The organism is Pseudonocardia phyllosphaerae (assembly GCF_046546475.1).
Classification (GTDB): Bacteria; Actinomycetota; Actinomycetes; order Mycobacteriales; family Pseudonocardiaceae; genus Pseudonocardia; species Pseudonocardia phyllosphaerae.
This window is the reverse complement of record NZ_JBKGXS010000006.1, coordinates 100,330-123,415: the sequence shown is the minus strand read 5'-3', so window position 1 is coordinate 123,415 and position 23,086 is coordinate 100,330. Positions and strand designations below refer to the sequence as shown.

The following is a 23,086-nucleotide window of genomic DNA, read 5'->3' as shown; positions in this document are numbered from 1 at the left end:
GGCTCTACCGCGGTACGGAGCCGAGCGCCAACGCGTGCTGGACGCGGGCGCCCGGGCCGCCGTCGGCACGGCGCAGCACCGCGTCGATCCAGCACCCGACCGGGCGGGCCGGGATCCCGGCGGCCGTCGCGACCAGCCAGGCGTCGTGCGCCGCGAGCCCGGCACGCACGTACTGCACCGCCGTGCCCGGGCCCGGCTCCACGTCGCCGGCGACCACCAGCAGCGCCGCCGACGAGCCGGTCGCGGGCTGACCGCAGGCGCGACCGGCCAGCGCGGCGAGCAGCGGATGGCTCCGGCCGAGCACGACGGCGGTCTGTCCCGGCCCGAGGCGGCGCTCGGCCGCCGCGAGCACCGCGTCCACCGGCGGGATGGGGCCGGTGAGCTCCGCCCACGGGGCGGAACGGCGCCGGAGCAGGTCAGCGGCGGAGGGCCGGACGGCCGGGGCCCCGCCGAGATCGTGTCCTCCGGTGACGCACGCGGCCAGCCCACCCTCGACGACGCCCGACCCCGGCCCGCCCGTTCCGCCCGGGGCATCCGCCCCGGGGGCCGACGGCCTCATCCGCGGCCCGCGGCCGCTCTCCGGCCGGCACTCGATCGTCGGTCCGGCCGGACCACCGGCCAGCCGCGCCACCCGTGGCCGCGCCAGCACCGCCGACGCCGCCAGTACCGCGGCCGCCGCGTGCCCCAGGTCGAGCAGCAGCACCGGCAGCGATCGCGGCCCGTAGCGCCAGACGGTGCGGGCCGGGTCGAGCGTCAGCACCACGGGGACACCCGGGTCCGGAGGAGCACCGTCGAGTGCGTGCCCCACCGGGTCGTATCGCAGGCCGCCGACCGCCGCGTCGACCGGGTACCGGCCGCCCGCCGAGGGCACCCGGCGGAGCCGCACCCCGCCGGCCACGCGGTCGCGGTCGGCGGCCAGGGACAGCGCGAGCAGCGACCCGGCGCCGTCGCCGTCGACGGGCAGGGCGACCGGCACACCGAGCGGCTCCGTCTCCGCCGGGCGGGATGCGTGCTCGGTCTCCCCCGGGTCCGCGCCGTCCCACGCGAGCCGGAACGCCTGCGCCACGACGGGGTCGACACCGGTGACCGTCACAGGAACGGCGGCGGGGCGTCGACGAAGGCCCCGTCCCGGCCGTACCGGGCGGCGGTCTTCCCCCAGCGCGGCAGGCCCCGGTAGCGGAACGCGGCGGGTGCGTTGGGGACCAGCCCGGTCGCGCAGGTGCGCACCACCCGCCACCGCGTCTGCCCGACGTCCGGGGTGGTGAGGTCGACACGGGCCACCCGGTGCCCGTCCGCGGCCAGCGCGGCCCGCAGCGCGGGCAGGTCGCCGGCCGGGCCGGTCGCGAGCGGTCCGGAGGTGGCGGGTGCGGTGAACCGGTCCAGGTACTGCTCCTGGACCCGGGGGTCCAGCCACACCTGCACCTGGGCACCGAGGTCGCGGACGGCCGCGTAGCCGGGGCCAGCGTCGTCGCGGTACCGGCGGTCGGCGCGATGGTCCAGATAGAGGCCCCTGGCGAGGACGCCGGCGTCGATCGAGGCGAACACCCAGCCGTCGGGATCGAGCAGGCCGCGGGTGAACACCCAGGTGTGCACCGCCTCCAGCACCGCCTTCGTCGCGGCCTCGGCGGGGTCGAACCGGGCCGCTCCCCCGCCGGCGACGATGCCGGTCGCCGGGTCGACGACGACCGCGGCCACACAGGACACCGGGTACTCGGTCGGCAGCTCGACCAGGTGTACCGCGAAGCTCGCGCCGGTCAGCGCCGCGTCGAGCCCCGGGACGGTGGCCGGGTCGATGCCGTGCGACGGGAGCCCGAGGTGCCACCAGCGTTCCAGCGCATCCCGTTCGACGAGCTCGAGCAGGCCGCGGCGGAACGCGTCGGTCGCATCGGCCCCGGTGGCGATGCCGGCGTAGTTGAGGTGGTGGAACCGGGGCTCCCGGCGCCGCTGCCCGGAGTGGTGGTTGAGCAGCACCCACGACGCGGGCAGCCACGTCCGGTCCCCGTCCTCCTCGACGCCGGCGATCCAGCGGACCGCGAGGTCCTCGGTGAACCCGGTGTAGGGGAAGCCGGGCGCCGCGAGCTGACCCGCGGTGAACAGCGGCAGCTCGCCGGTCCCCCACACCCGCTCTCCCGCTGCGCGGAGCTCGGCGGCCGTGGTGAACGGCAGCCCCGGCGGGACCCGGTTGCCGCAGTAGCGTTCGACCGCCTCGCCCAGCGCGGCCGTGCGTGCGCCCTCCCGGTCACCGAACGTCGTCCCGAGGCTGACCCGGTCCGCGGGCCAGGCGCCGAACCGGCGGGCGTCGGCCACCTCGGCGGTGACCGCGGTGTAGCGCTCGGGCAGCCCCGGCACCGGCTCGACGTCGACGAGGCGGCGGACGATCCCGCACAGCGGGTCGACCAGGGCCTCCACCGGCAGGACGGGCAAGGACGGGGCGGTGGTCACGGGGCGATCTCCTCGCAGACGTCGGCGGCCGGGACGGCCCCGGTACCGGACGGGCGGAACGGCAGGTCGAGCGCGAGGTCGCGCAGCACGCGGTGGTCGGTGCGATGCTCCGTCGCGCGGGCCGGGTCGACCCCGGTGTGCGGGTTGCGGGCGTGCGCGGGCCAGTGGTGCCCGGCCACCTCGACGACCAGCCGGTCGTCCTCGGCGCACACCGTCCCGACCGGCGGGGTGGTGAGGGTGACGGCGTGCGTCCCGTGCCCCCGGTGCCGCCGGACTGCGACGGTCAGCGGCACCACCGGCCCGGTCGTCCCGCCGGGCAGGACACCGATCCGGACGACCCAGTCGGCGTCGGCGGCGCCGGTGTCGCCGCGCAGGTGCACGACCACCGGCCCGCACAGCTCACCGGCAGGAAGCGGCGCGGTCGCCCGCACGATGCAGTCGTTCTCCTCGGCCGGGTCTCCGTCGGCGACGATCCGGGTGCCGGACCGGTGCGGGCGGGCGGGGTCGGCGGTGAACCCCGCTCCGGGCCCCGGGTCGAGCGGGAGGTGCAGCAGGTCCGGCGCGGCCGCGGGTGCGACCCGGCGCCACGCCCCGTCGGTGTCCACCGCGGCCACCGCACCGCGGCCGCGCAGCCGGTTCTCGACCGCCGCCCGGGCCCAGCGCTCGTAGACGGCACCGATCCGCCGTCCGGCCAGTGCGCGGCCCGGGCCCGACGCGTCCAGGTCGTGGCCCCACGGCCCCAGCACCAACCGCGCCGGGCCGCCCCACGCGGCCGCCAGATCCCAGGTGAGCTGTGCGAAGGGGTCGCCGGTGCCACCGACAGCGAGCAGCGGAACCCGGCAGCGGACCGCCCCGCCCCAGAGCCACGGGTCGCGGACCGGGGCCTCCCACAGCTCCCGCCAGCCGGGCGGGTCACCGGGGACGGCGGCGACGGGTGCGGGTCCGTACAGGGCGTCCGGCGGCGGCACTCCGGCGCCGTCACCGTGCTCGCTCCACCAGCCGATCCGGCAGTTCAGCCGGGCGGCGCCACCGGGTTCGCGGGCGGTCTCCCCACGACCGAGGGCGGGGACGGCGGCGAGTACGCCGGCGAGGTCCGGCTCGGTGAGTGCGGTGAGGACCGCGCAGTACGCACCGTAGGACGCCCCGGCGGCCACCACACGGCCGTCGCAGCCGTCGAGGGCACGCAGCGTCGCCAGACACGTGGCACCGTCACGCTGCTCGTGGGAGTAGGGCCGGAACTCCCCGCCGGAGCCGCCGCGCCCGCGGACGTCGACGACCAGGCAGCCGAAGCCACGCGCGGCCCAGCCGCGGGCCTCGCCGAGCAGGTTCTCCCGCCCGTACGGGGTCCGGATCAGCACCGCGGGCCATGTGGTGGCGTCCGGCCGGACCAGGGTGGCGGCCAGCCGCACCCCGTCCCCGGTGACGATCTCCGGCGAGCTGATGCGGTCGTCGCGCACGCCGGTCACGGCGCCTGCTCGGGGACCGGCAGCAACGGGTGGTCCGCGATCGCACCGGTATCGAGGTCGACGACCCGCAGCCGGCGCCGCGCGGGCAGCGCTGCGGGCACGAGGTCGCCGGCTGCTGGATGCGTGTCGCCACGGGCCCAGGCGCGGACGTCGGCGGCCAGCAGCGCCGCGAGCAGCTCCCGTTCACCCGCCCCGGCCTGGCCGGCCGTGGCGGCCCAGTACGCGGCCAGGTGCGGGTGCGCCGAGCCCGCGGCGGCGAGCCGGCGGGCCCGGACGTCGGCGTGTCCCGCGTCCCCGGGGACGACCGCGGGCGGCTCGATGATCCCGTGCCTGCCCTCCACCGAGAGCCGGAACCAGGCGACGCCTCGCCCGGGGAGGTCGTCGTGGGCGGTCCACGCCTCCGGGGCCGGGCCGTCGCCGACGGCACAGACGGCGTCCGCCCCGGACACGGGGGCGGGCACCGTGCCGGGACCGGCCAGCACGGCGGCCACCGCGTCGGCCAGCGGCCCGGTGCCGAGCACCGCGACCCGCACCGTCGGGGCCGGTCCCGTGGAGCGCAGGTGTCCCGCCGCGGCGAAGGCGGCGATCTCGCCGTCCAGCCCGTCCGGGCGTGCCCCGCCCGGATCCGCGAACCAGGCGTCGAGCGCGGCCACCGCGGAGCCGGGCAGATCGACCCCGACCAGCCGCCCGGACGCGGTCCGCAGCGCGTTCCCCCGCCCCGGGACCTCGAACAACGCCACTCCCGGCCGCAGCCCCGTGATCTCCTGCACCAGCCCGCCCTCCTCGTTCCGTGTCCGCGCCGCGGGCCCGGCACCGGTTCCCCGGTACCGGGCCCGCGGCCGGCTCGGTCAGCTCTGGTCGGCGTGGTCCTCGGCCGGCGCCTCGACGGCGTCGAACGGATTCTCGACCAGCGCGTTGGAGTGGCTGGCGGAGTTGTGCGGCAGCGCCCGCTCGGCCTCGAGCTCGGTGAACACGTCGCGCATGGTTTTCCTCCTCGGTGGTGTCCGGGTTGGACCACACCATCAGGTCATAAACGACATTCATTTTCAACAGTGACGTAACCCGCGTTGTTGTCGACACTCGTTTTCATCTAGGGTCCGGGCGTGATCGTGCCCGCCCGCGCGTGTCCGGCCGACGCCGACCTGCGCCGTTACCTCACTGCCCGGGTGGTGTCGGTGGCCGGCGCACTGGTCGTCGCCGTCGCGCTGCCGGTGCTCGCCTACCGGCTCACCGGCTCCCCCGCGTGGACCGCCGCGATCGCCGCGGCCGAGGCCGTGCCATACCTGCTCCTGGGACTGCTCGCGGGGGCACTGGCCGACCGCGTCGACCGCCGGAGCGTGATGGTCGGCTGCGACCTGCTGACCGCGGCGGCGCTGGCCGCCGTGCCGCTCGGGTGGTGGTTCGACGCACTGACACCGTGGCAGCTGCTGGGCACCGCGGCCGTCACCCAGACCGCGTTCGTCTTCTTCGACGCGGCGAACTTCGGTGCGCTGCCCACCCTGGCCGGGGAGGACCGGCTGACCGAGGCGTGGGCGCGGCTGTTCGGCGCGACGACGCTGGTGGAGCTGCTGGTGCCGCCGCTGGCCGGGCTCGCGATCGCGGTCCTCGCGCCGGCCGGGCTGATGGTCCTCGCCGCCGTCGCCGCCGCCGGATCGGCGGTGCTCGTGCGCTCGGTACGCGGCCGGCTGTCCCCGGAACCGGCCTCACGGATGCGGACCCGGGTCGTGGCCGACGTCCGTGAGGGGCTCGGCCTGGTGTTCGGGCACCCGGTCGTCCGGACACTGACCCTGGTCGGCACCACCCAGGCCGTCGCGGGCGGGGCCTGGGCGGCGATGACCGTGCCGTGGGCGGACGCGGTACTGGGCATCCGCCCGGCCGGAGATCCACGGCTCGGGCTGCTGTTCGCCTGCTGGGGCGTCGGCGGGCTGGTCGCGGCCCGGGTGGTGCCATGGCTGTCGTCGCGGTGGGGCGGGGCCCGGCTCGCGCTGGCCGCGCTGCCGGTATCGACGGCCTGTGCGCTCGCGGTCTGCGCGTCGACGCACTGGGTCCCCGCCCTGCTGGCCGCCACCGCGTTCGGTGCGGCCTACACGATCGTCGTGCTCAACGCGGTCACCTTCCGCCAGCAGGTCACGCCGCCGCACGCCCGCGCCCGGGTGTCGACGACCGCCCGCATGCTGTCCTGGGGGGTCGGGACCCCGGCCGGCGCGGCCCTGGCCGGGGCCGTCGCCTCCACCGGGGCGGGCCCGCGCGGTGCGCTGCTCGCCGGGGCTCTCGTGCTCGCCTTCGGCGTCGTCGTGGCCTGGACGGGCCCGGCCCTGCGGACCGCGGCGCGGGTACCGCTCAGCTCGTGACCGTCCGGCTGCTCTCCAGGTAGCTGCAGGTCAGACGCCCGTCCTGGCTGCCGACGTGACCGTGCACACCGAACACCTCGCGCAGCAGCCGGGCGTCGACGACATCGGCGGGCGGCCCGTCGGTGAACACGGTCCCCTCGCGCAACGCGACCACCCGGTCCGCACAGCGGGCGGCCTGGGCGAGGTCGTGCAGCACCGCGACGACCGTCAGGTCCCGCTCGGCCTGCAGCTCACGCACCAGGTCGAGCACCTCCAGCTGGTGACGGACGTCGAGGAACGTCGTCGGCTCGTCGAGCAGCAGCACCGGAGCGTCCTGAGCCAGCGCGAGTGCCAGGCGCACCCGCTGGCGTTCCCCGCCGGAGAGCCGCTCGACGGGTGCGTCCGCCCGGTCCAGCGTGCCCGTCGCGCGCAACGCCGCGGTGACGACGGCGTCGGTGCCGCCGCCGAGCATCCCCAGCGGTCCGCGCACGGCGTACCGGCCCTGCGCCACCAGCGCCCGCACCGTCACTCCGCCGAGCGGCGGCAGCGCCTGCGGCAGCACCGCGATCCGTCGCGCCACCTCGCGGCGCGGCATCCCGGCCAGCGCCCGGCCGGCGAGGTCCACCCGGCCGCCGTCGGGGCGGTGCAGCCCGGCGAGCACGCGCAGCAGCGTGGTCTTGCCGCAGCCGTTGCGGCCCACCAGCGACAGCCACTGGCCGCCGCGCACGGAGAGGTCGACGCCGTCGAGAACGGTGTGCTCGCCGAACCGGACGGTCACCTCCCGGGCGGCGAGCACGTCGCCGTCGCCGATCACGCCGCTCCCCCGGTGACCGTGCGGGACCGGCGGCGGACGAGGCCGATCAGCACCACCGCTCCGGCGACGGCACTCACCGCACCGGCCGGGATGCCGAGCGGCCGGTCCCCGGCCGGGGCGACGGCGGTGAGGAACTGGGCGACGGCGTCGGCGGCGGCCACCGTGGCCGCACCGGCGAGCGCCGTCGCGGGTACACCGGCGCGCGGATCGGCGCCGTGCCGGCCGAGTACGGCACGGGCCAGGTGCGGGGCCAGCAGCCCGACGAAGGCGAGCGCGCCCACCGTGGCGACCGCCCCGGACGTCGCCAGCACCGCGACCAGGACGGCGGCACTGCGCCACCCGTCGACGGCGAGGCCGACCCCGCGGGCGTGGTCGTCGTCGACGGCGAGCAGCTCCAGGACCGGCCCGAACACCACCGCGGTCACGAGTACGACCAGTGCCACCGGCCACACCGCGTACCAGTGCTCCCAGCCGCGCCCGGCCAGTGAGCCGACGAGCCACCGGGCCAGCGACCCGGCCAGCTGCGGGCGTGCGGTGAGCAGCAACAGGCTCGCGCCGGCGAGCACCGCCGACACCAGCACACCGACCACGGCCAGGCGCAGCGGGTCGGTTCCCCCGACCCCGGCCGCCCGGCCGGCGACCAGCCACAGCACTCCGCCACCGAGCATCCCCCCGGCGACGGCGACGGCGAGCACCCCGAGCGGGCTCGCGACGGCGCCGCCGAGCAGCGTCGCGCACACCGCGCCCAGCACCGCACCCGAGCCGACGCCGGTCACCTCCGGTGAGGCCAGCGGGTTGCGCAGCACCGCCTGCAGCACCACCCCGGCCACCCCGAGACAGGCGCCGGCGGCCCCGCCGACCAGCACCCGCGGAAGCCGCAGGTCGAGCACCAGCGCCGTGCTGAGCGGATCAGCCCGGCCGCCCAGTGCGGCGAGTGCCCCGGCCGGGGAGACGGTGGTCCCGGCGAGCAGCCCGAGCACCCCGGTGACCACGACACCGGCGCCGAGCAGCGCGAACCGTCCGGTGAGGCTCACGGCGCCACCACCGCGCCCGGCCGCTCGCCACCCGGACGGCGGCGCAGCGCCCGCATCCCGGCAGGCACCCCGCCGAGTGCGATCGCGACGACCGCGGTGAGCCCGCCCGCGGGCAGCTCCACCGGATGGAGCACCGACCGGGCCACCAGGTCCGCCACCACCACGATCACCGCCCCGCACCCCGCAGAGCAGGCGAGGCGCAGCAACGGCCCGGCGGCGGGCGCGACGAACCGCACCACCTGCGGCGCGAGGAACCCGACCCAGGCGACCGGGCCGCACGGCCCGACGACCGAGGCGACCAGCAGGCACGCCGTCCCCAGCACCGCGGCGCGGGCCGCCCCGGTGCGCAGGCCCAGCACGCTCGCCGCCGTGTCGCCGAGACGGAGCAGCTCCAGCGCGGGCAGCACGGCGACGGCCGCGGGCAGTGCGAGGACCAGCCCCGGGACCGCCGCGGCGACGACCGGCCAGGTCGTCCCCGTCAGGGAGCCGAGCAGGTAGCGGACCAGCACCCCCTGCTCCTGCGACCCGGTCAGCGCGACCGCGGACAGCAGCAGTGCCTGCAGCGCCGCACCGACGCCGGCTCCGATCAGCAGGACCGCGGCCGGGCCGACCGCGCCGCGCACGGCGAGCAGCGTCAGCGCCCCACCGGCCGCAGCACCGAGCACGGCGGGCAGCAACGGAGCGAACGGCACCGCCGCACCGGTGACGATCGTGATCGCGACGGCGGCCGCGGCGCCGGAGGACACACCCAGCAGCTCCGGGACCGCGAGCGGGTTGCGCAGGGAGGTCTGCAGCAGCATCCCGGCGGCGCCGAGCGCGGCCCCGGCGAGCACGCCCAGCACGAGTCGCGGCAGCCGCAGCTGCGTGACCAGCACGTGCGCGGGGCCGTCCCCGGCCAGCACGGCGGGCAGCTGCTGCGGCGGAACCGCGGGACTGCCGGTGCCGAGGACGAGCGCGGCCAGCGCCGCCGCGGCGGCGACACACCCGGTGGTCAGGAGGGTGCGTCTCACGAGCCGGGGACGACGGCAAGCGACTGCCGCACGATCTCGCCGAGGCTGCGCGTGCCGCGCCCGCTGCCCCACAGCCGCGCGTTCATCTCGTGGACCTGCCCCTGGGCGACGGCCGGGACCTGTTTCCAGACGGGGTTGGCCGCGAGCTGGTCGGTCACCTTCTCGTCGTCGGAGGAGAACAGCAGCGAGTAGGCGAACACGACGTCGGGGGCCTTCGCGAGGATGTCCTCGACGCTGTAGGTGCTCGCGCTCTCGGCGTCGGAACCCTGCGGCGGGAACGGGTACCGGTACAGGGTGCCGAGCACGTCGCCGTTCACGGTCCCGGTGGTGTCGACGCCGATGGAGTCGGCGCTGCCGTACATGAGCAGCACCGTCCGCCCCGCCCTGCCGGTGTCGCGCGCCTGCTGGACGCCGTCGGCGAGGGTGTCACGGAAGCGCTGCTCGGCGGCCGTGGCCTCGCCGGTCCGCCCGGTGAGCGAGCCGAGGGCACGCAGGTAGCCGACCGAGTCCTGCCAGGTCCTCGGCTCGGTGAGCCACACCGGGGCGAACCGCTCGATCGCCGGCCGGAGCGGCTCGTGGACTCCGGTGATCCCGATGACGAGGTCGGGCTTCAGGGCGGCGATCGACTCGACGTCCTCGCTGCCGAAGCTGCCCTTCACCACCGGCACCGACCGTGCCTTCGCCCCGAGCAGCGCCGGGTTCGCGAGCAGGGCCGGGGTGGACGTACCGGTGGGGGTCATGCCCAGTTCGACGAGCATGTCGTCGCAGAGCCCGCTCAGGCACACGATCCGCTTCGGGGGCCGCCCGACACCGACCGTGGTCCCGGCCGGGTCGGTGACCGTGGTCGCCGGGGCGAGCGGAGCGACGGCCCGGTCCACCGGCGGTGCCGGCGGCTGCGGGGACGCGCCGGGGTCGCCGCCGGTGCTGCAGCCGGCGAGCAGCGCCGCGGCGAGGAGGACCGGTGCGGCGCGGATTCCGTGGCGGCGCAGCAGGGAACGGTCGCGGAGGGCGGCTGGCCGAGGCGGAGGCATGGAGCAAAACAGTAGTCATTTTCATTAACGCGATCCAGCGATCCCCGTCACGTTCGTCCGGTTCGCCGACCCGCCCGCCGCACCGGGGCTCCGGGCACGCCCGCGTGCGTCCCCCGGCCGTTCACCCCGAGGCCCTACGGTGCGGCGGATGAGCTTCGACCCGAACTTCCTCGGCCTCCCCGCTCCGATGCCCACCGCCCCGGGCGTCGCGACCGTGCCGCTGGACTACCCGCACTTCGCGACGGTGCACCGCCCCGACCGGCGCCTCGCCGCGGTCACCGGCGTGACCATCGACGGCGCGACGCTGCACGAGCTCCCGCGCTCCGACGACTGGCGCCTCGACGAGCGCCTCCCCGCCGACCAGCAGGCCGGCGAGGACATCTACTCCAAGAACGACCTGGACCGCGGCCACCTGGTCCGCCGGCAGGACCCGGTGTGGGGCACCCCGGACGAGGCCGCGCAGGCCGAGTCGGCGACGTTCCACTACACCAACGCCGCGCCGCAGGCCTCGAAGTTCAACCAGGACAAGGAGACCTGGGGCGGGCTCGAGGACTACCTGCTGCACAACGCGGGCGACAACGACCGCAAGCTCGTCGTGTTCACCGGCCCGGTGCTGGCCGACGACGACCCGGAGTACCGCGGCCTGAAGATCCCTCGGCTGTTCTGGAAGATCGGCGCGTTCGTCGACGGCGGGAAGCTCGGCACCACCGGCTACCTGCTCGACCAGACCCCGGACCTGCACCTCGACGAGACCCCCGAGGGCGAGCCGCCGCCGCTCGGGCCGTTCAAGACCTTCCAGGTGCCGGTGGCCCGGATCGCCGAGCTGACCCACCTCGACCTCGGCCCGCTGCTCGCCGCCGACCGGATGCCGGTCCCGGCCGGTGGCCCGTCGGCGCTGTCCGAGCGGGCGGTGCGGCTGCACTCCTACGACGACATCCAGGGACTCTGACCCCGTCCGGGAACTCCTGAGCCCGGCTCCGGGCCGGGCCTGCAGGCATCGGGGCGCCGCCCGGCACTACCGTCGGGCGGCGTGACCGACCTGCTCCCCGCCACCCAGCGCACCCTGCTCGCCCGCGTCGCCCGCGCCCAGCGCGACGCCAGGGCCCCGTCCCTGGTCGCGGGCGTCGTCCGTGACGGCGCACTCGCCTGGCACGCCGGGCGCGGCGCCGTCGACGAGCCGGTGGACGACGTCCAGTACCGGATCGGCTCGATCACCAAGACCGTCTGCGCGGTCACCGTGCTCCGGCTGCGCGACGAGGGCCGCCTCGACCTCGACGACCGGCTCGAGGACCACCTGCCCGGCACCCCGCTCGGCGACCGCACCGTCGGCCAGCTGCTCTCCCATCTCGCCGGCGCCGGGGCGGAGAGCCCCGGGCAGTGGTGGGAGCGGACACCGGGCGGCACGCTCGACGAGCTCGCCCTGTCCGACGACGACCGCGTGCTGCCCGCCGCCCGGCACTTCCACTACTCCAACCTCGGTTTCGGGCTGCTCGGCGAACTCGTCGCCCGGGCCCGCGGGCGGGAGTGGACCGACGTCGCCCGCGAGGAGGTGCTGCTCCCGCTCGGCATGACCCGCACCTCCCCGCGCCCGGAAGCACCTGCCGCGCAGGGCTTCGCGGTGCACCCGTGGGCCGAGATCACGCTGCCCGAGCCCGAGCACCACGCGGGGGTGATGGCCCCGGCCGGGCAGCTGTGGTGCACCGCGACCGACCTCGGGCGGCTCGGCGCGTTCCTGCTCGGCGACACCGGTGGCGTCCTGTCCCCGGACACCGTCGAGGAGATGACGCTGCCCGCCGGGGTCGACGCGGCGGCGCCGTCCTGGGTGTCCTACGGCCTCGGCGTGCAGATCCTGCGCCTCGAGGACGCCACGCTCGTCGGGCACGGCGGGTCGATGCCCGGGTTCCTCGCCGGGCTGTGGGCCGACCGCGCCGAGGGCACCGCCGCGCTCGCGCTGGCCAACACCACCGCGGGCCTGGACTCCGCGCTGGCCCCGGGCCTGCTCGCCGACGTCCGCGCGGCCGAGCCCCGGATCGTGGACGCGTGGGTGCCGGAGGCCTCGCCGGTGGACCCGTCGGTGCTGGGCCCGTGGTTCTGGGGGCCTGCTCCGTACGCGCTGCGCGCGGTGCCGGGCGGCCTGCTGCACCTGGGCGGGCTCGGCCGGCCGGGCCGGTCCTCGCGGTTCCGCCCGCGCGGCGACGGGTCCTGGGTCGGTCTCGACGGCTACTTCGCAGGCGAGACGCTGCGGGTCTCCGCCGACCACCTCTGGCTGGCGACGTTCGTGTTCACCCGCACCCCCTATGCCGCCGACGCGCCGGTCCCGGGTGGTGTCGACGAGGCAGGCTGGTCCCCACGCGTGCACTGATCGCGCCCGCTCCCCGGGTCAAGATCGGATGACAAGGACGAAAAGGACTGCCCGGAAGGGCGATTTCGTCGGTGCCTTTACCTACACTTGGCCGGCATCAAGGAGACCGTTGACCGACTGCTGATCGACGGAGAGGGCCTGTAGACGGCCACCGCACGATCCACGGAGGGGAGGCACGCGCCCGCACCACCGGGCGCGTGGCGGACGACATGACACAGGTGGAACCACGCAGGGAGAGCGGCGCGACCGGCGCCGAGGGGGCGGATCCGCCCGGCGGGCCCCACGGGAGACCGAGCACCGACAGGCTGGTGTTCGGGATCGGCGCGATTCTCGCGCTGCTGTTCGTCGTCTGGGGCATCGTCAGCCCCGGCGGCCTCGGTGAGGTCGCGAGCGGACTGCTGACCGGCCTGATCCGCGGCGGCGGCTGGGGCTTCATCCTCGCGGCGACGGCGTTCGTCGCGTTCGCGCTGTTCCTCGCGTTCAGCAAGTTCGGCAAGATCCGCCTCGGCACCGACACCGAGCAGCCCGAGTTCCGGACCGTGTCCTGGATCGCGATGATGTTCTCCGCGGGCATGGGCATCGGGCTGATGTTCTTCGGCGTCAGCGAGCCGCTGTCGTTCTTCACCTCGCCGCCCCCGGGCTCGGCCGAGGCCGGATCGACCATGGCCATGCAGACCGCCATGGCGACCTCGCTGTTCCACTGGACGCTGCACCCGTGGGCCATCTACGCCGTCGTCGGCCTGGCGATCGCGTACTCGACGTTCCGGCGCGGCCGCAAGCAGCTCATCAGCGCCGCGTTCGTGCCGCTGATCGGGAAGAAGGCCGCCGACGGCCCGCTCGGCAAGGGCATCGACATCCTGGCGATCTTCGCGACGCTGTTCGGCTCCGCAGCCTCGCTGGGCCTGGGCGCGTACCAGATCGGCGGCGGCATGCAGTCCGTCGGCTGGACCGACGGCCCGGTCAGCCCGTGGACCCTCGCGGCGATCATCATCGTGCTCACCGCGGCGTTCATCCTGTCCGCGGTCTCGGGGGTCGAGCGGGGCATCCAGTGGCTGTCCAACACCAACATGGTGCTGGCCGGGGTACTGGCGCTGTTCCTGTTCGTCGCCGGCCCGACGGTGATCATCCTGGACCTGCTGCCGACGTCGATCGGCGCGTACTTCTCCCAGTTCTTCGAGATGGTCGGGCGCACCGAGGCCGTCGGCGGCGAGCCGATGCTGGAGTGGCTGTCGAGCTGGACGATCTTCTACTGGGCGTGGTGGATCTCCTGGACGCCGTTCGTCGGGATGTTCCTGGCCCGCATCTCGCGCGGCCGCACGATCCGCGAGTTCGTCGGCGGCGTCATCCTCGCCCCGAGCCTGGTGTCGCTGGTCTGGTTCGCGATCTTCGGTGGCACCGCGATCACCCAGTCGCAGGAGGGCAGGCAGTTCTCCGACGACTCGAACGTGCAGCTGTTCCAGGTGCTGGAGCAGTACCCGCTGGCCACGGTCACCGGCATCCTGGTGATGGTCCTGGTCGGGATCTTCTTCGTGTCCGGTGCGGACGCGGCGTCGATCATCATGGGCACGCTGTCGCAGCGCGGCACGATCGAGCCGAGCAAGTGGATCGTCATCTTCTGGGGTGCGGTCATGGGCGCGGTCGCGGTGCTGATGCTGGTCACCGGCGGTGAGAACGCCCTGGACGGCATCCAGAACCTCACGATCCTGGTCGCCGCGCCGTTCGTCGTGATCATGGTGCTGCTGTGTTTCGCGCTGTTCCGCGACCTGCGCCAGGACCCGCTGATCCTGCGGGACCAGAAGGGCGCCGAGGTGCTGGAGCAGGCCGTCGACTGGGCGACCGAGCGTCACGGCAACGACTTCTACGTGAAGATGGGTGCCTTCCCGGTCAACGCGGCGAACCCGCGGCGCAGCACCGGCCCGGGCACCGGTCCGGGCTACACGATGACCGAGCCCGGCGAGACCGTCGTGCACGAGGACGGCACCGAGGACACCGGCGGCGAGGCGGACTCCGACGGTGCCGGCTCGCTCAACGGTGCCGGGTCCGTGAACGGCGACGGCACCGGTGCGGCGAAGGCCACCGGAGACGGTGCCGCGCATCAGGAGCAGGACACCGGGGCCGACCAGCGGTGACCACCGGGGCGGCGGGCCACGGCGCGCCCGTCGCCCCGGTGCGGACCTCCGGACGACCGATCCGGCGGCCTCCCGACGGTGACCCGGGCCGGGTTCGCTCGTTGCACTCCGGAGAGCGGAATGCACGCGTGCGGACCGGCCCGGAGTGCCTCGGCGGGCCGGGGCCGGTGACGCACCCGGCGCCGGAGTGGATCATCAACCCCACCCCGGCCACGAGTCGACGGAGGGACCTGACACAGTGGGTCGAATGCGTCTCGTGTTCACCCCCGGCGACGACCAGGGGTACGCCGAGGCCCGGGGCCGCCTGCTGGAGCTGTTCTCCGTCTGGGCGCGACGCCGACGCGTCGAGGCCGACACCACGCTCGTCGCCGCCGCCGTCGACTACAAGTACGCCCGGGACCGGCGGCTCGGCCGGTGGACCCGCGCCCACGTCGCCGACGCGCTCGGCATGTGGTTCCCGCGCAAGGTCACCGTCCTCGACCCCGACGACGTGCCCCCGGCGTTCCACGCGCTGATCGACTTCCTCGACGAGCACGATCTGTTCGACCCGCAGTCCGCCGAGCCGGACGCGCTGCACCGCCAGGTCCTCGACTCCACTCCCGCGCTGCACGACGGCATCGCCGACGAGCGCAACTACGACCTCGGCAAGTTCTGGGGCGTGCAGCTGCACCGGCACGGCGTCGACCCGGCCGACCCCTACGCCGTCCAGCGGTTCCTCGACCGTGCCGCGGCCGGCGAGACCGACGTCGACCGGCACGCGCTGGCCGAGATCATGCGCCGCGACGCCGAGCGCCCGGCCCGCCCGGACTGGGCGCCGGAGCTGCCGCCGGTGCCGATGCCGGGAGCCGCGACGCTGGTCGAGGCCGCCGAGGCGTCCGAGGCGCTGGAGCTGCTGCGCAGGCTGACCCACTGGGTACGGGCCGGGCGCCGGATCACCTCCGACGGGCGCCTCGACCGCGCCGACGCCCTCGACCTGGCCGCGCACCTGCAGCTCGACCACCTCTACCGCGAGGCCGCCCGGACCAGCGACGACCTGCCGGAGGTGTCGCTGCTGCTGCGCTGGGCGCGCGCGGCGCGGCTGGTCCGCCCGGTGCAGGGGCGCCTGGTCGCGGTGAAGAGCGCGGGCCCGCTGCTGAACCGGCCGATCGAGCTGTGGCGCCGGGTGTTCGAGGCCGTCGGGCGGCTCGGCGACAGCCTGGGTGGCACCGACGTGTTCGGTGCGCCGTCGCTGTTCGGGATGTCGATGTCGCAGGCGTTCCCGATGCTGTGGGTGGCGCTGTACTCCGCCGGTGGTGGCCCGGTGCCGCTGGAGCACTTCCACCGCCACGTGCGCGAGACGGTGAACTCCGAGGCAGGCTGCGTCGTCGACGATCTCGCCGGTGACGTCGAGCAGCGGCTGTGGCGCCGCGACGTCACCGCGCTGCTCGACGCCTGCGAGCTGCTCGGCGCGATCGAGCTGACCGAGACCCTCGACCCCGACGAGCTGGACGACCTCGCCCAGGTCGCGCACCGCGACGACCCGGACCCGACGGTCGTCGCGCTGACCCCGATGGGGCTGTGGGCGGTGCACGAGTACCTGCTGGAGCAGGGCGTGCACGTCCCCGCTCCCGGCGAGCTGGCCGACGAGGACCTGGAGTACCTCTGCGTCCGGATGGCCGGGGTGCGTGCCGAGGTCGCCGAGACCGAGCTGGCCGGCTGGGTCCGGGCCCGGCCGGTGGGTGCGGCGCTGCGCGAGCTCGACCGGTTCCTGCGCCGCTGCGAGGTGCCCGCCCAGCGGGCGCTGGCGCTGCACGCGCTCGGCGAGGCCGGCCCGGCGGGGCGCGCGGTCGCGGCCCGGCACCGGCTGCACGTCGCCGACGCCGGTGCGCCGGTCCCCGGGCCGTCGTGGACCGGTCCCGCACCGGCCCCCCGTGACCCCGCCGCCCCGCGCACGGGGCCGGTCGCGACCCGGCACCACCTGGAGCCCGCGGGCTGAGACCCGCCCAGCGGAGTTCAGGGCCGAGCGGTGTTCAGGGCCGAGCGGAGTTCAGGGCCCGGGGCAGTTCAGAGTTCGATGACGACCTTGCCGGTCACCGCGCGGTCCTCGATCCGGGCCAGGGCCTCCCCGGCGCGGTCGAGCCCGAACCGCTCGCTGATCAGCGGGGTCAGCGCCCCGGACCTCAGGTGCGGCACCAGCGCCTCCCACTCGCGCTGCACGAAACCCTGCATGGCCAGCGCGTAGGCGCCCCAGCCGACGCCGCGGACGTCGATGTTGTTGAGCAGCAGCCGGTTCACCTTCACCGTCGGGATGTCGCCCGCGGTGAACCCGACGACCATGACGCGGCCGAGCGCGCCGGTGCTGCGCAGCGAGTCGGTGAACCGGTCCCCGCCGACGGGGTCGACGACCATGTTCACCCCGGCGCCGTCGGTGATCGCGGCGACGGCGTCCTTGAAACCCTCGGCGAGCACGGTGTACGCGGCCCCGGCCTCGGTGGCGATCTTCGCCTTGGCCTCGGTGGAGGTGACCCCGATGACGGTGGCGCCCAGCGCCGTCGCCAGCTGGGTGACCGCGGTGCCGATGCCACCGGCCGCGCCGTGCACCAGCACGGTCTCCTCGTCCTGCAGGTTCCCTCGGGTGACCAGCGTGAAGTGCGCGGTCAGGTAGTTCATCGGCAGGCAGGCGCCCTCGGCGAAACCGACCTCGTCGGGCAGCGGGAGCACGGTGGCCTCTGGCACCGAGATCGTCTCGGCGAACACTCCGGACATGGTGAACGCCACGACCCGGTCACCGGGGGTGAAACGACTGTGCGGCCCGGCCTCACGGACGGTGCCCGCGCACTCCGAGCCGAGGGTGAACGGCGGCTCGGGCTTGTACTGGTAGGCCCCGCGGGTCAGCAGGACGTCCGGGAAGTTGACCCCGGCGGCGGCGACGTCGATCAGCACCTCGCCGTCGGCGCGGGACGGCGCCTCCACCTCGGCGACGCGGACCGCGGACGGCCCCTCGAGCTCGACGACCTGCACTGCACGCACGGGAGGATCCCCTTCGACGACGACCGGGTCGCCGTCACTGAACCACGCGGGCGCGCAGCACACCACGCGAGATGATCATCGGCTCGTGCCGGACCGGGTGCGTCAGCTCGACGGGCGCGGCCGCGGGACCAGCGCGTCCGGGATCCCCCGGCCCTCCGGGACCCGTTGCGCCGGCACCCGGCCGTCGCCGCGGCGCTCGGCCACGTGGTCGGTCGTCAGGTGGAAGTGCCCGCGCCGCGACCGCCTGCACAGGTAGGCGCGCTGCGCGCGGCCGCCCAGCTCCTCCAGCTCGCGGGCCGCGGCCTCGGCCGCGTCCCGGTCCGGGTAGATCACCTTGCCGTCGCTGCCGGTCGCCGCCCCGGCACCCTGCCTGCGGCGTTCCTCCAGCTCACGGCGTCCCGGACGGCACACCTCGGGGCGCCCGGAGCGCATCAGCCGTGCGTATCGGGCCAGCACGCGCCCCCGGTCGGCGTCGGTGACGCCCTTGCGGGTGGGCAGGTCGTCGTCCAGCGGCCGTCGCGCCTCCGGGATGGGTCCCGTACGCACGGCCGGTGATCCCTCGCGCCCGTTCATGCCGCCTCCACGTCGTCGCCATCTGTGGATCGCTTTCCCCATCCTGCCTCGTCACCGGTGACTACGGTGTGACACCTTCGTGTCATGTGTCACGCATGCACCACCCGAAACGGTGACCGAGCGTGACCCGGGTCCCGGATGGACGTGGCGACGACCACCCCGCGTAGTCCGGGCGGCGCAGCGCTTCACCTCTGCGGGTACGACCCTCCGCGGCACCCTGTGCACCCTTCCTGCCCTGCATACACTGGATTTCCGGCCCGTTCGTGACTCGCGTCACCGGGCGTCGTGAGTCCGGGCCGGGCAGGTCCGGCCGGGGGTGCGCCATGACGATCCAGTCCGAATCCGGCACCGCGACCGGGGGCGGCCCCGCCGGTCCCCGCTGGGACGAGGTGTTCGCCCCGTCCGATCTCGGCCTCGGGGTGTTCGACGTCCGCTGGGACCTCCGCCCGCGGCTGCGCCGGTGGCTCACCACCCAGGACCTGCCCACCGCGTCCGGCCGCGAGACGCACCGGCCCGCCATCGACGCCTGGGCCCTGCTCGACGGCGGCGTCATCGCGGTCTCCGCGATCACGCTGCCGGGCTCGCCGCCCGGCGCCGTCCCGATGCCCGGCCTCGGCGAGCCGGCTCCGGCCGACGACCCGTCGCTGCCGCCGCCTCCGCGGTCCTCCGGCCCCCCGGTCTCCGCGGCGCTGTCGCCGGGCATGCGGGTGGTCGGGTTCCGCACGCTGCGGCTGCTCATCTCCCGCCTCGGCATCCCCGGCCCGCCGACGGCGATCCCCGGCGAGTACCGCGACGTCCCGGGTGTGGTCGAGCGGCTCTACGACACCCGCGTCACCGACGCCGAGATGATCGAGCAGGCCGAGCTGCTGGCCACCGGGACCGACCGGTCGTCGCTGCGCTGGGTGGTCGCCGCGCTGCGGCCCTGACCGCCGCGGCCGTAGGTTCGGCCGGGTGAGCCGCTGGATCCTGCACGCCGACCTGGACCAGTTCCTGGCCGCGGCCGAGATCCTGCGCCGCCCCGAGCTGGCCGGTCTGCCGGTGGTCGTCGGCGGGCGCGGAGATCCCGACGAGCGCACGGTCGTCGCGACGGCGTCCTACGAGGCCCGCGCGCACGGCGTCCGGTCCGGTACCCCGATGCGCCTGGCCCGCCGGAAGCTCGCGAAGCATGCCCCGGACGCGGTGTTCCTGCCGAGCGACAAGCCGTACTACGAACGGGTGTCCGCGCAGGTCATGGGCGTGCTGCGGGATCTCGGCGAGCCGGTGGAGGTGATCGGCTGGGACGAGTGCTTCCTCGGCACCGACGGCGACCCGTACGCGCTCGCGCACCGCGTGCTCGACGCCGTCGCCGGGACCGGGCTGACCTGCGCGGTCGGGATCGGGGACAACACGCTGCGCGCCAAGGCCGCCACCGGCTACGCCAAAGCAGGGCCGGATCGGATCCACGAGCTGACCGCCGCGAACTGGTTCGCCACCCTCGGCGACCACCCGCCGGACGCACTGCCCGGCCTGGGGACGGCGACCGCACGCGCCCTGGCCGAACTGGGGATCACCACGGTCGCCGGGCTCGCCGAGTCACGACCCGGCGTCGTCGCCGAGAGACTGGGGCCGGCCCGCGGCCCCTACTACGTGGCACTGGGGCGCGGAATCGGCCGCACCGAGCTCGACACCGGGCCGTGGGTGCCGTGCTCGCGCAGCCGGGAGACCACGTTCGACGCCGACCTCACCGACCGCGACGCCCTGCACGCCGAGCTGCGGACCCTGGCGGCCCGGGTCGCCGCCGACGCCGACGCCGAGGGCCGCGACGCCGTCCGGATCGGTATCCGGGTCCGCACCTCCGGGTTCCGGACGACCACCCGCAGCCGCGCGCTGACCCCGCCGGGCCGCGACGCCGCCGCGTTCGCCGCCGTGGCGGTCGCCCTGCTCGACGAACTCGACCCGGACCGCCCGGTCCGGCTGCTCGGTGTGCGGGCGGAGCTGGCCGGGCCCGGCTGACCTGCGGATCTCGCCGTGTGATGGGCTCACCGGCATGCCGGAGACGTGGACGGGTGAGCAGTGTGCCGAGCACTGGGGTGTGCAGGTGACCACCTGGAACGGCTACGTCAGCCGCGGCCAGGCACCCGCCCCGCTCCCCGACCGCGACGACGCCGGCCGCCGCCGCTGGGACCCCGAGGCCGTCCGTGCGTTCGACCGCCCCGGTGCCGGGCACCGCCGCTCGTCCGACGCCGCGGCCGAGCTGCTCGACGCGATGCGCGAGACCGGCGAGGCGATGGCCGAGCTGCGCGAACGCCAGCGGGTCCTGCTGCGCGAGGGCAAGGCGGCCGGGTGCGAGATCCGCGCGATGTCCGAGGCGCTGGGGATCTCCCGGCAGACCGCGTACGCGTGGTTGAAAGACTGACCACCGAGACACGGCTGTGGAGACACGGCTGCACCACGACGTCCCCGAGGAGAGCACGACGATGAGCACGGCAGGCCCGCCCGACCCCACGACGACGGCGGACGCGCAGGCGCCGCTGGTCCGCGCGGGGGTGCGGGCGGCGACCGTACGGCTGCTGCCGTTGCTCTTCGCGGCGTACCTGCTGAACTACGTCGACCGGGTCAACGTCGGCTTCGCGGCCCTGACGATGAACGCCGACCTCGGGCTCTCGGCCGCCGCGTACGGCCTGGGCGCGGGGCTGTTCTTCATCGGCTACTTCTTCTTCGAGGTCCCCTCCAACATCATCCTGCACAAGGTCGGGGCCCGGCTCTGGATCGCGCGGATCATGGTGACCTGGGGGATCGTCGCGTCGGCGACGGCGTTCGTGCAGGGCGAGATCGGGTTCTACGTCGTGCGGGTGCTCCTCGGCGTCGCCGAGGCCGGCTTCTTCCCGGGCGTGCTGCTGTACCTGACCTACTGGTTCCCACGGGTGGACAAGGCGCGGATCGTGGCCCTGCTGTTCCTGGCGGTGCCGCTGTCCTCGGTGATCGGCAGCCCGGTCTCGACCTGGCTGATCTCGCTCGGCGAGGGCACGCCGTACTTCGCCGCGGGCTGGCGGTTCATGTTCTTCGTCGAGGGCATCCCGGCGGTCCTGATCGGGATCGCGGTGCTGTTCCTGCTGCCCGACCGCCCGGCCAAGGCGCGCTGGCTGCCCGCCGAGCAGGCCCGGGCGCTGGAGACCACGATCGACGCCGAGGCCGCCGCCGGCCCGGGGCACGACCGCGGCGTGCGGGCCGCGCTCACCGACCTGCGGGTGCTCGCGCTCAGCGCGGTGTACTTCGGTGTCGTGTTCGGGCTCTACGTCCTGGCGTTCTTCCTGCCGAAGATCATCAAGGACTTCCAGCAGCAGTTCGGCACCACCTACTCGCTGGTGCAGATCGGGCTGGTCACCGCGATCCCCTACGCGTTCGCGTCGGTGGCGATGGTGCTGTCCGCGTGGCACTCCGACCGGACCGGTGAGCGTGCGCTGCACGTGGCGGTGCCCGCCGTGGTCGGCGCCGCCGCGATCGCCGCGGCGCTCTACACCGGTTCGCCGCTGCAGGTGATGGTCTGCGTGACGATCTGCGCGATGGGGGTGTTCGCGGCGATCCCGCCGTTCTGGGCGCTGCCGGACCGGTACCTCACCGGCGCCGCCGCGGCGGCCGGGATCGGGCTGGTCAACTCGTTCGGGAACCTGTCCGGGTTCGCCGGGCCGTTCGTCAGCGGCTGGCTGCAGGACCTCACCGGCAGCGCGAAGGCCGGGATGTGGGTGGTCGCGGCGCTGATGGTGGTGTCCGCGATGATCGCGCTCGGGTTCCGGCAGCGGGGACCGGCCGCACGTAGTCAGGATCGTTGATTTCGCAACAGCAGCGGGTCGGCGGCACCTACCGTCGGTGACAACGAGTCCGGCGACGACGCCGGACGATCACCTGGGGGAAGCCGCCGTGAGCCTGACATTCATCATCTTCCTGCTGTTCCTCGGCGGCGTCCTCGGCTTCTTCGCCGGTCAGAAGTCCGCCGAGGACGGCCGCGCACGCTCCGACATGCGCAAGACGTGGAACGGCCGGAAGGGCTACCGCAAGTAGCCACTCAGCTGCTCCGCTGGCAGGTCGGGCACCAGAACAGGTTGCGCGCCCGGAACTCCCGGTGCGCGATCGGGGTACCGCAGACCAGGCAGGGCCGCCCGGTCCGGCGGTACGCGTAGACGACGCTCGCGCACACCGACCCGCGGTCCGGCGGCTCGAGGCGGGCCGGGTCGTGCTCGGGGCGCAGCGTCTCGATCCGGCCGCGCCGCTCGCCGTCGTGCAGCATCGCCGACAGGTCGGCCCAGAGCCGGTCGAACTGCTCGCCGGACAGCGCGCGGCCCTCGGTCATCGGGTCGATACCGGTGCGGAACAGCGTCTCCGCGCGGAACACGTTCCCGATCCCGGCGACGACCGACTGGTCCATCAGCAGGGCCGCGATCGGCACCCGGGACCGCGCGACCCGCTCCCGGACGCGTTCGGGCTCGGCGTCGTCGCGCAGCGGATCCTCGCCGAGGCGGGCACGCAGGGCCTTCACCCCGACGTCGTCGAGGAGCTCGCAGGCGGCGGGCCCGCGCAGGTCGGCGTAGTGGTCCTCGCCGGTGATCCGCATCCGGACCTGGCCGCGCGGCGGCCGCTCCGGGCGCCGGTGGTCGCCGAACCGGCCCCACAGACCGAGGTGGACGTGCACGACGGCGTCCGGCGCGTAGCGCTGGAACAGGTGCTTGCCGTGTGCTTCGACGACCTCGAGCACCCGGCCGTCGACGGCGGCGGCCCCGTCGGTGAAGCGCCCCTGCGGGCTGCTCACGGCGACGGGCCGTCCGGCGTAGCGACGGTGCTGCAGCCGGGCGAGCCGGTGCACGGTGTGTCCCTCGGGCATCGTCGCCCAGGGTGCACCGGCGCGCGGCCGT

22 protein-coding genes are annotated in these 23,086 nt (G+C 75.3%); 10 read left to right on the top strand and 12 right to left on the bottom strand.

Annotated features, from left to right (window positions below; translation table 11 throughout):
• Window positions 1-4: 4 nt before the first annotated feature.
• From ACLE50_RS14245 to amiA, 5 genes are all read right to left on the bottom strand, one after another.
• Entirely contained in the window at window positions 5-1,066 is a 1,062-nt protein-coding gene (locus ACLE50_RS14245) for a hypothetical protein (RefSeq protein ID WP_410944005.1), read from the bottom strand.
• Window positions 1,067-1,089: 23 nt separating this feature from the next.
• Window positions 1,090-2,442 carry a YcaO-like family protein gene (locus ACLE50_RS14240; RefSeq protein ID WP_410944004.1) on the bottom strand — a complete coding sequence of 451 codons (1,353 nt, stop codon included), beginning with the start codon at window positions 2,440-2,442 and terminating at the stop codon, window positions 1,090-1,092.
• Window positions 2,439-3,908, bottom strand: coding sequence for a CocE/NonD family hydrolase (locus ACLE50_RS14235; protein WP_410944003.1), 1,470 nt, complete (start codon window positions 3,906-3,908; stop codon window positions 2,439-2,441). The genes ACLE50_RS14240 and ACLE50_RS14235 overlap by 4 nt, the downstream gene beginning before the upstream one ends.
• Window positions 3,905-4,678 (bottom strand): hypothetical protein, encoded by a 774-nt coding sequence (locus ACLE50_RS14230; protein WP_410944002.1) that lies wholly within the window; start codon window positions 4,676-4,678, stop codon window positions 3,905-3,907. The genes ACLE50_RS14235 and ACLE50_RS14230 overlap by 4 nt, the downstream gene beginning before the upstream one ends.
• Window positions 4,679-4,756: 78 nt before the next feature.
• Window positions 4,757-4,891: a streptamidine family RiPP gene (amiA, locus tag ACLE50_RS14225; RefSeq protein WP_410944001.1), complete on the bottom strand. Its 135-nt coding sequence runs from the start codon at window positions 4,889-4,891 to the stop codon at window positions 4,757-4,759.
• A gap of 120 nt (window positions 4,892-5,011) precedes the next feature.
• On the opposite strand from amiA, the gene ACLE50_RS14220 reads away from it, so the two are divergent.
• Entirely contained in the window at window positions 5,012-6,259 is a 1,248-nt protein-coding gene (locus tag ACLE50_RS14220) for an MFS transporter (RefSeq protein ID WP_410944000.1), read from the top strand.
• Here ACLE50_RS14220 and ACLE50_RS14215 read toward each other — a convergent pair.
• From ACLE50_RS14215 to ACLE50_RS14200, 4 genes are read right to left on the bottom strand one after another with little or no spacing between them, the layout of a single operon-like run.
• Window positions 6,249-7,052, bottom strand: a complete 804-nt coding sequence (locus tag ACLE50_RS14215; RefSeq protein ID WP_410943999.1) for an ABC transporter ATP-binding protein — start codon at window positions 7,050-7,052, stop codon at window positions 6,249-6,251. The genes ACLE50_RS14220 and ACLE50_RS14215 overlap by 11 nt on opposite strands.
• On the bottom strand, window positions 7,049-8,086 hold the full coding sequence (locus ACLE50_RS14210; protein ID WP_410943998.1) for a FecCD family ABC transporter permease: 1,038 nt from the start codon (window positions 8,084-8,086) through the stop codon (window positions 7,049-7,051). Before ACLE50_RS14210 ends, ACLE50_RS14215 begins: the two co-directional genes overlap by 4 nt.
• Window positions 8,083-9,096 carry an iron chelate uptake ABC transporter family permease subunit gene (locus ACLE50_RS14205; RefSeq protein WP_410943997.1) on the bottom strand — a complete coding sequence of 338 codons (1,014 nt, stop codon included), beginning with the start codon at window positions 9,094-9,096 and terminating at the stop codon, window positions 8,083-8,085. Before ACLE50_RS14205 ends, ACLE50_RS14210 begins: the two co-directional genes overlap by 4 nt.
• Window positions 9,093-10,127 carry an ABC transporter substrate-binding protein gene (locus ACLE50_RS14200; protein ID WP_410943996.1) on the bottom strand — a complete coding sequence of 345 codons (1,035 nt, stop codon included), beginning with the start codon at window positions 10,125-10,127 and terminating at the stop codon, window positions 9,093-9,095. The genes ACLE50_RS14205 and ACLE50_RS14200 overlap by 4 nt, the downstream gene beginning before the upstream one ends.
• Window positions 10,128-10,275: 148 nt before the next feature.
• Here ACLE50_RS14200 and ACLE50_RS14195 point away from each other — a divergent pair, with 148 nt between their 5' ends.
• The 4 genes from ACLE50_RS14195 to ACLE50_RS14180 all read left to right on the top strand — a co-directional run bounded on the left by ACLE50_RS14195 (window position 10,276) and on the right by ACLE50_RS14180 (window position 16,593).
• Entirely contained in the window at window positions 10,276-11,076 is an 801-nt protein-coding gene (locus ACLE50_RS14195) for a DNA/RNA non-specific endonuclease (protein WP_410943995.1), read from the top strand.
• An 81-nt stretch (window positions 11,077-11,157) separates the two neighbouring features.
• Window positions 11,158-12,489 (top strand): serine hydrolase domain-containing protein, encoded by a 1,332-nt coding sequence (locus ACLE50_RS14190; protein WP_410943994.1) that lies wholly within the window; start codon window positions 11,158-11,160, stop codon window positions 12,487-12,489.
• A 317-nt stretch (window positions 12,490-12,806) separates the two neighbouring features.
• Window positions 12,807-14,618, top strand: coding sequence for a BCCT family transporter (locus ACLE50_RS14185; protein ID WP_410944171.1), 1,812 nt, complete (start codon window positions 12,807-12,809; stop codon window positions 14,616-14,618).
• A gap of 247 nt (window positions 14,619-14,865) precedes the next feature.
• Entirely contained in the window at window positions 14,866-16,593 is a 1,728-nt protein-coding gene (locus ACLE50_RS14180; RefSeq protein WP_410943993.1) for a hypothetical protein, read from the top strand.
• Window positions 16,594-16,661: 68 nt separating this feature from the next.
• On the opposite strand, the gene ACLE50_RS14175 is transcribed toward ACLE50_RS14180, so the two are convergent.
• Window positions 16,662-17,627 (bottom strand): NADPH:quinone oxidoreductase family protein, encoded by a 966-nt coding sequence (locus ACLE50_RS14175; RefSeq protein ID WP_410943992.1) that lies wholly within the window; start codon window positions 17,625-17,627, stop codon window positions 16,662-16,664.
• Window positions 17,628-17,729: 102 nt separating this feature from the next.
• The gene (locus tag ACLE50_RS14170) at window positions 17,730-18,173 is read right to left on the bottom strand and encodes a hypothetical protein (RefSeq protein ID WP_410943991.1); all 444 of its coding nucleotides are present in this window, start codon (window positions 18,171-18,173) and stop codon (window positions 17,730-17,732) included.
• A gap of 350 nt (window positions 18,174-18,523) precedes the next feature.
• Between ACLE50_RS14170 and ACLE50_RS14165 the strand changes: the two genes are divergently transcribed.
• From ACLE50_RS14165 to ACLE50_RS14145, 5 genes are all read left to right on the top strand, one after another.
• Window positions 18,524-19,126, top strand: coding sequence for a hypothetical protein (locus ACLE50_RS14165; protein ID WP_410943990.1), 603 nt, complete (start codon window positions 18,524-18,526; stop codon window positions 19,124-19,126).
• A gap of 25 nt (window positions 19,127-19,151) precedes the next feature.
• A complete protein-coding gene (locus ACLE50_RS14160; protein ID WP_410943989.1) occupies window positions 19,152-20,192 on the top strand; it encodes a DNA polymerase IV in 1,041 nt (346 codons plus the stop codon).
• A gap of 34 nt (window positions 20,193-20,226) precedes the next feature.
• Window positions 20,227-20,595, top strand: a complete 369-nt coding sequence (locus ACLE50_RS14155) for an RNA polymerase sigma factor (RefSeq protein ID WP_410943988.1) — start codon at window positions 20,227-20,229, stop codon at window positions 20,593-20,595.
• A gap of 61 nt (window positions 20,596-20,656) precedes the next feature.
• Window positions 20,657-22,009, top strand: a complete 1,353-nt coding sequence (locus ACLE50_RS14150) for an MFS transporter (RefSeq protein ID WP_410943987.1) — start codon at window positions 20,657-20,659, stop codon at window positions 22,007-22,009.
• Window positions 22,010-22,097: 88 nt separating this feature from the next.
• Complete coding sequence (locus tag ACLE50_RS14145; protein WP_410943986.1) at window positions 22,098-22,238, top strand: hypothetical protein; 141 nt, start codon at window positions 22,098-22,100, stop codon at window positions 22,236-22,238.
• A gap of 4 nt (window positions 22,239-22,242) precedes the next feature.
• Here the strand turns inward: ACLE50_RS14145 and ACLE50_RS14140 are convergent, their stop codons facing one another.
• Entirely contained in the window at window positions 22,243-23,055 is an 813-nt protein-coding gene (locus ACLE50_RS14140) for an Fpg/Nei family DNA glycosylase (RefSeq protein WP_410943985.1), read from the bottom strand.
• Between the last annotated feature and the right edge of the window lie 31 nt (window positions 23,056-23,086).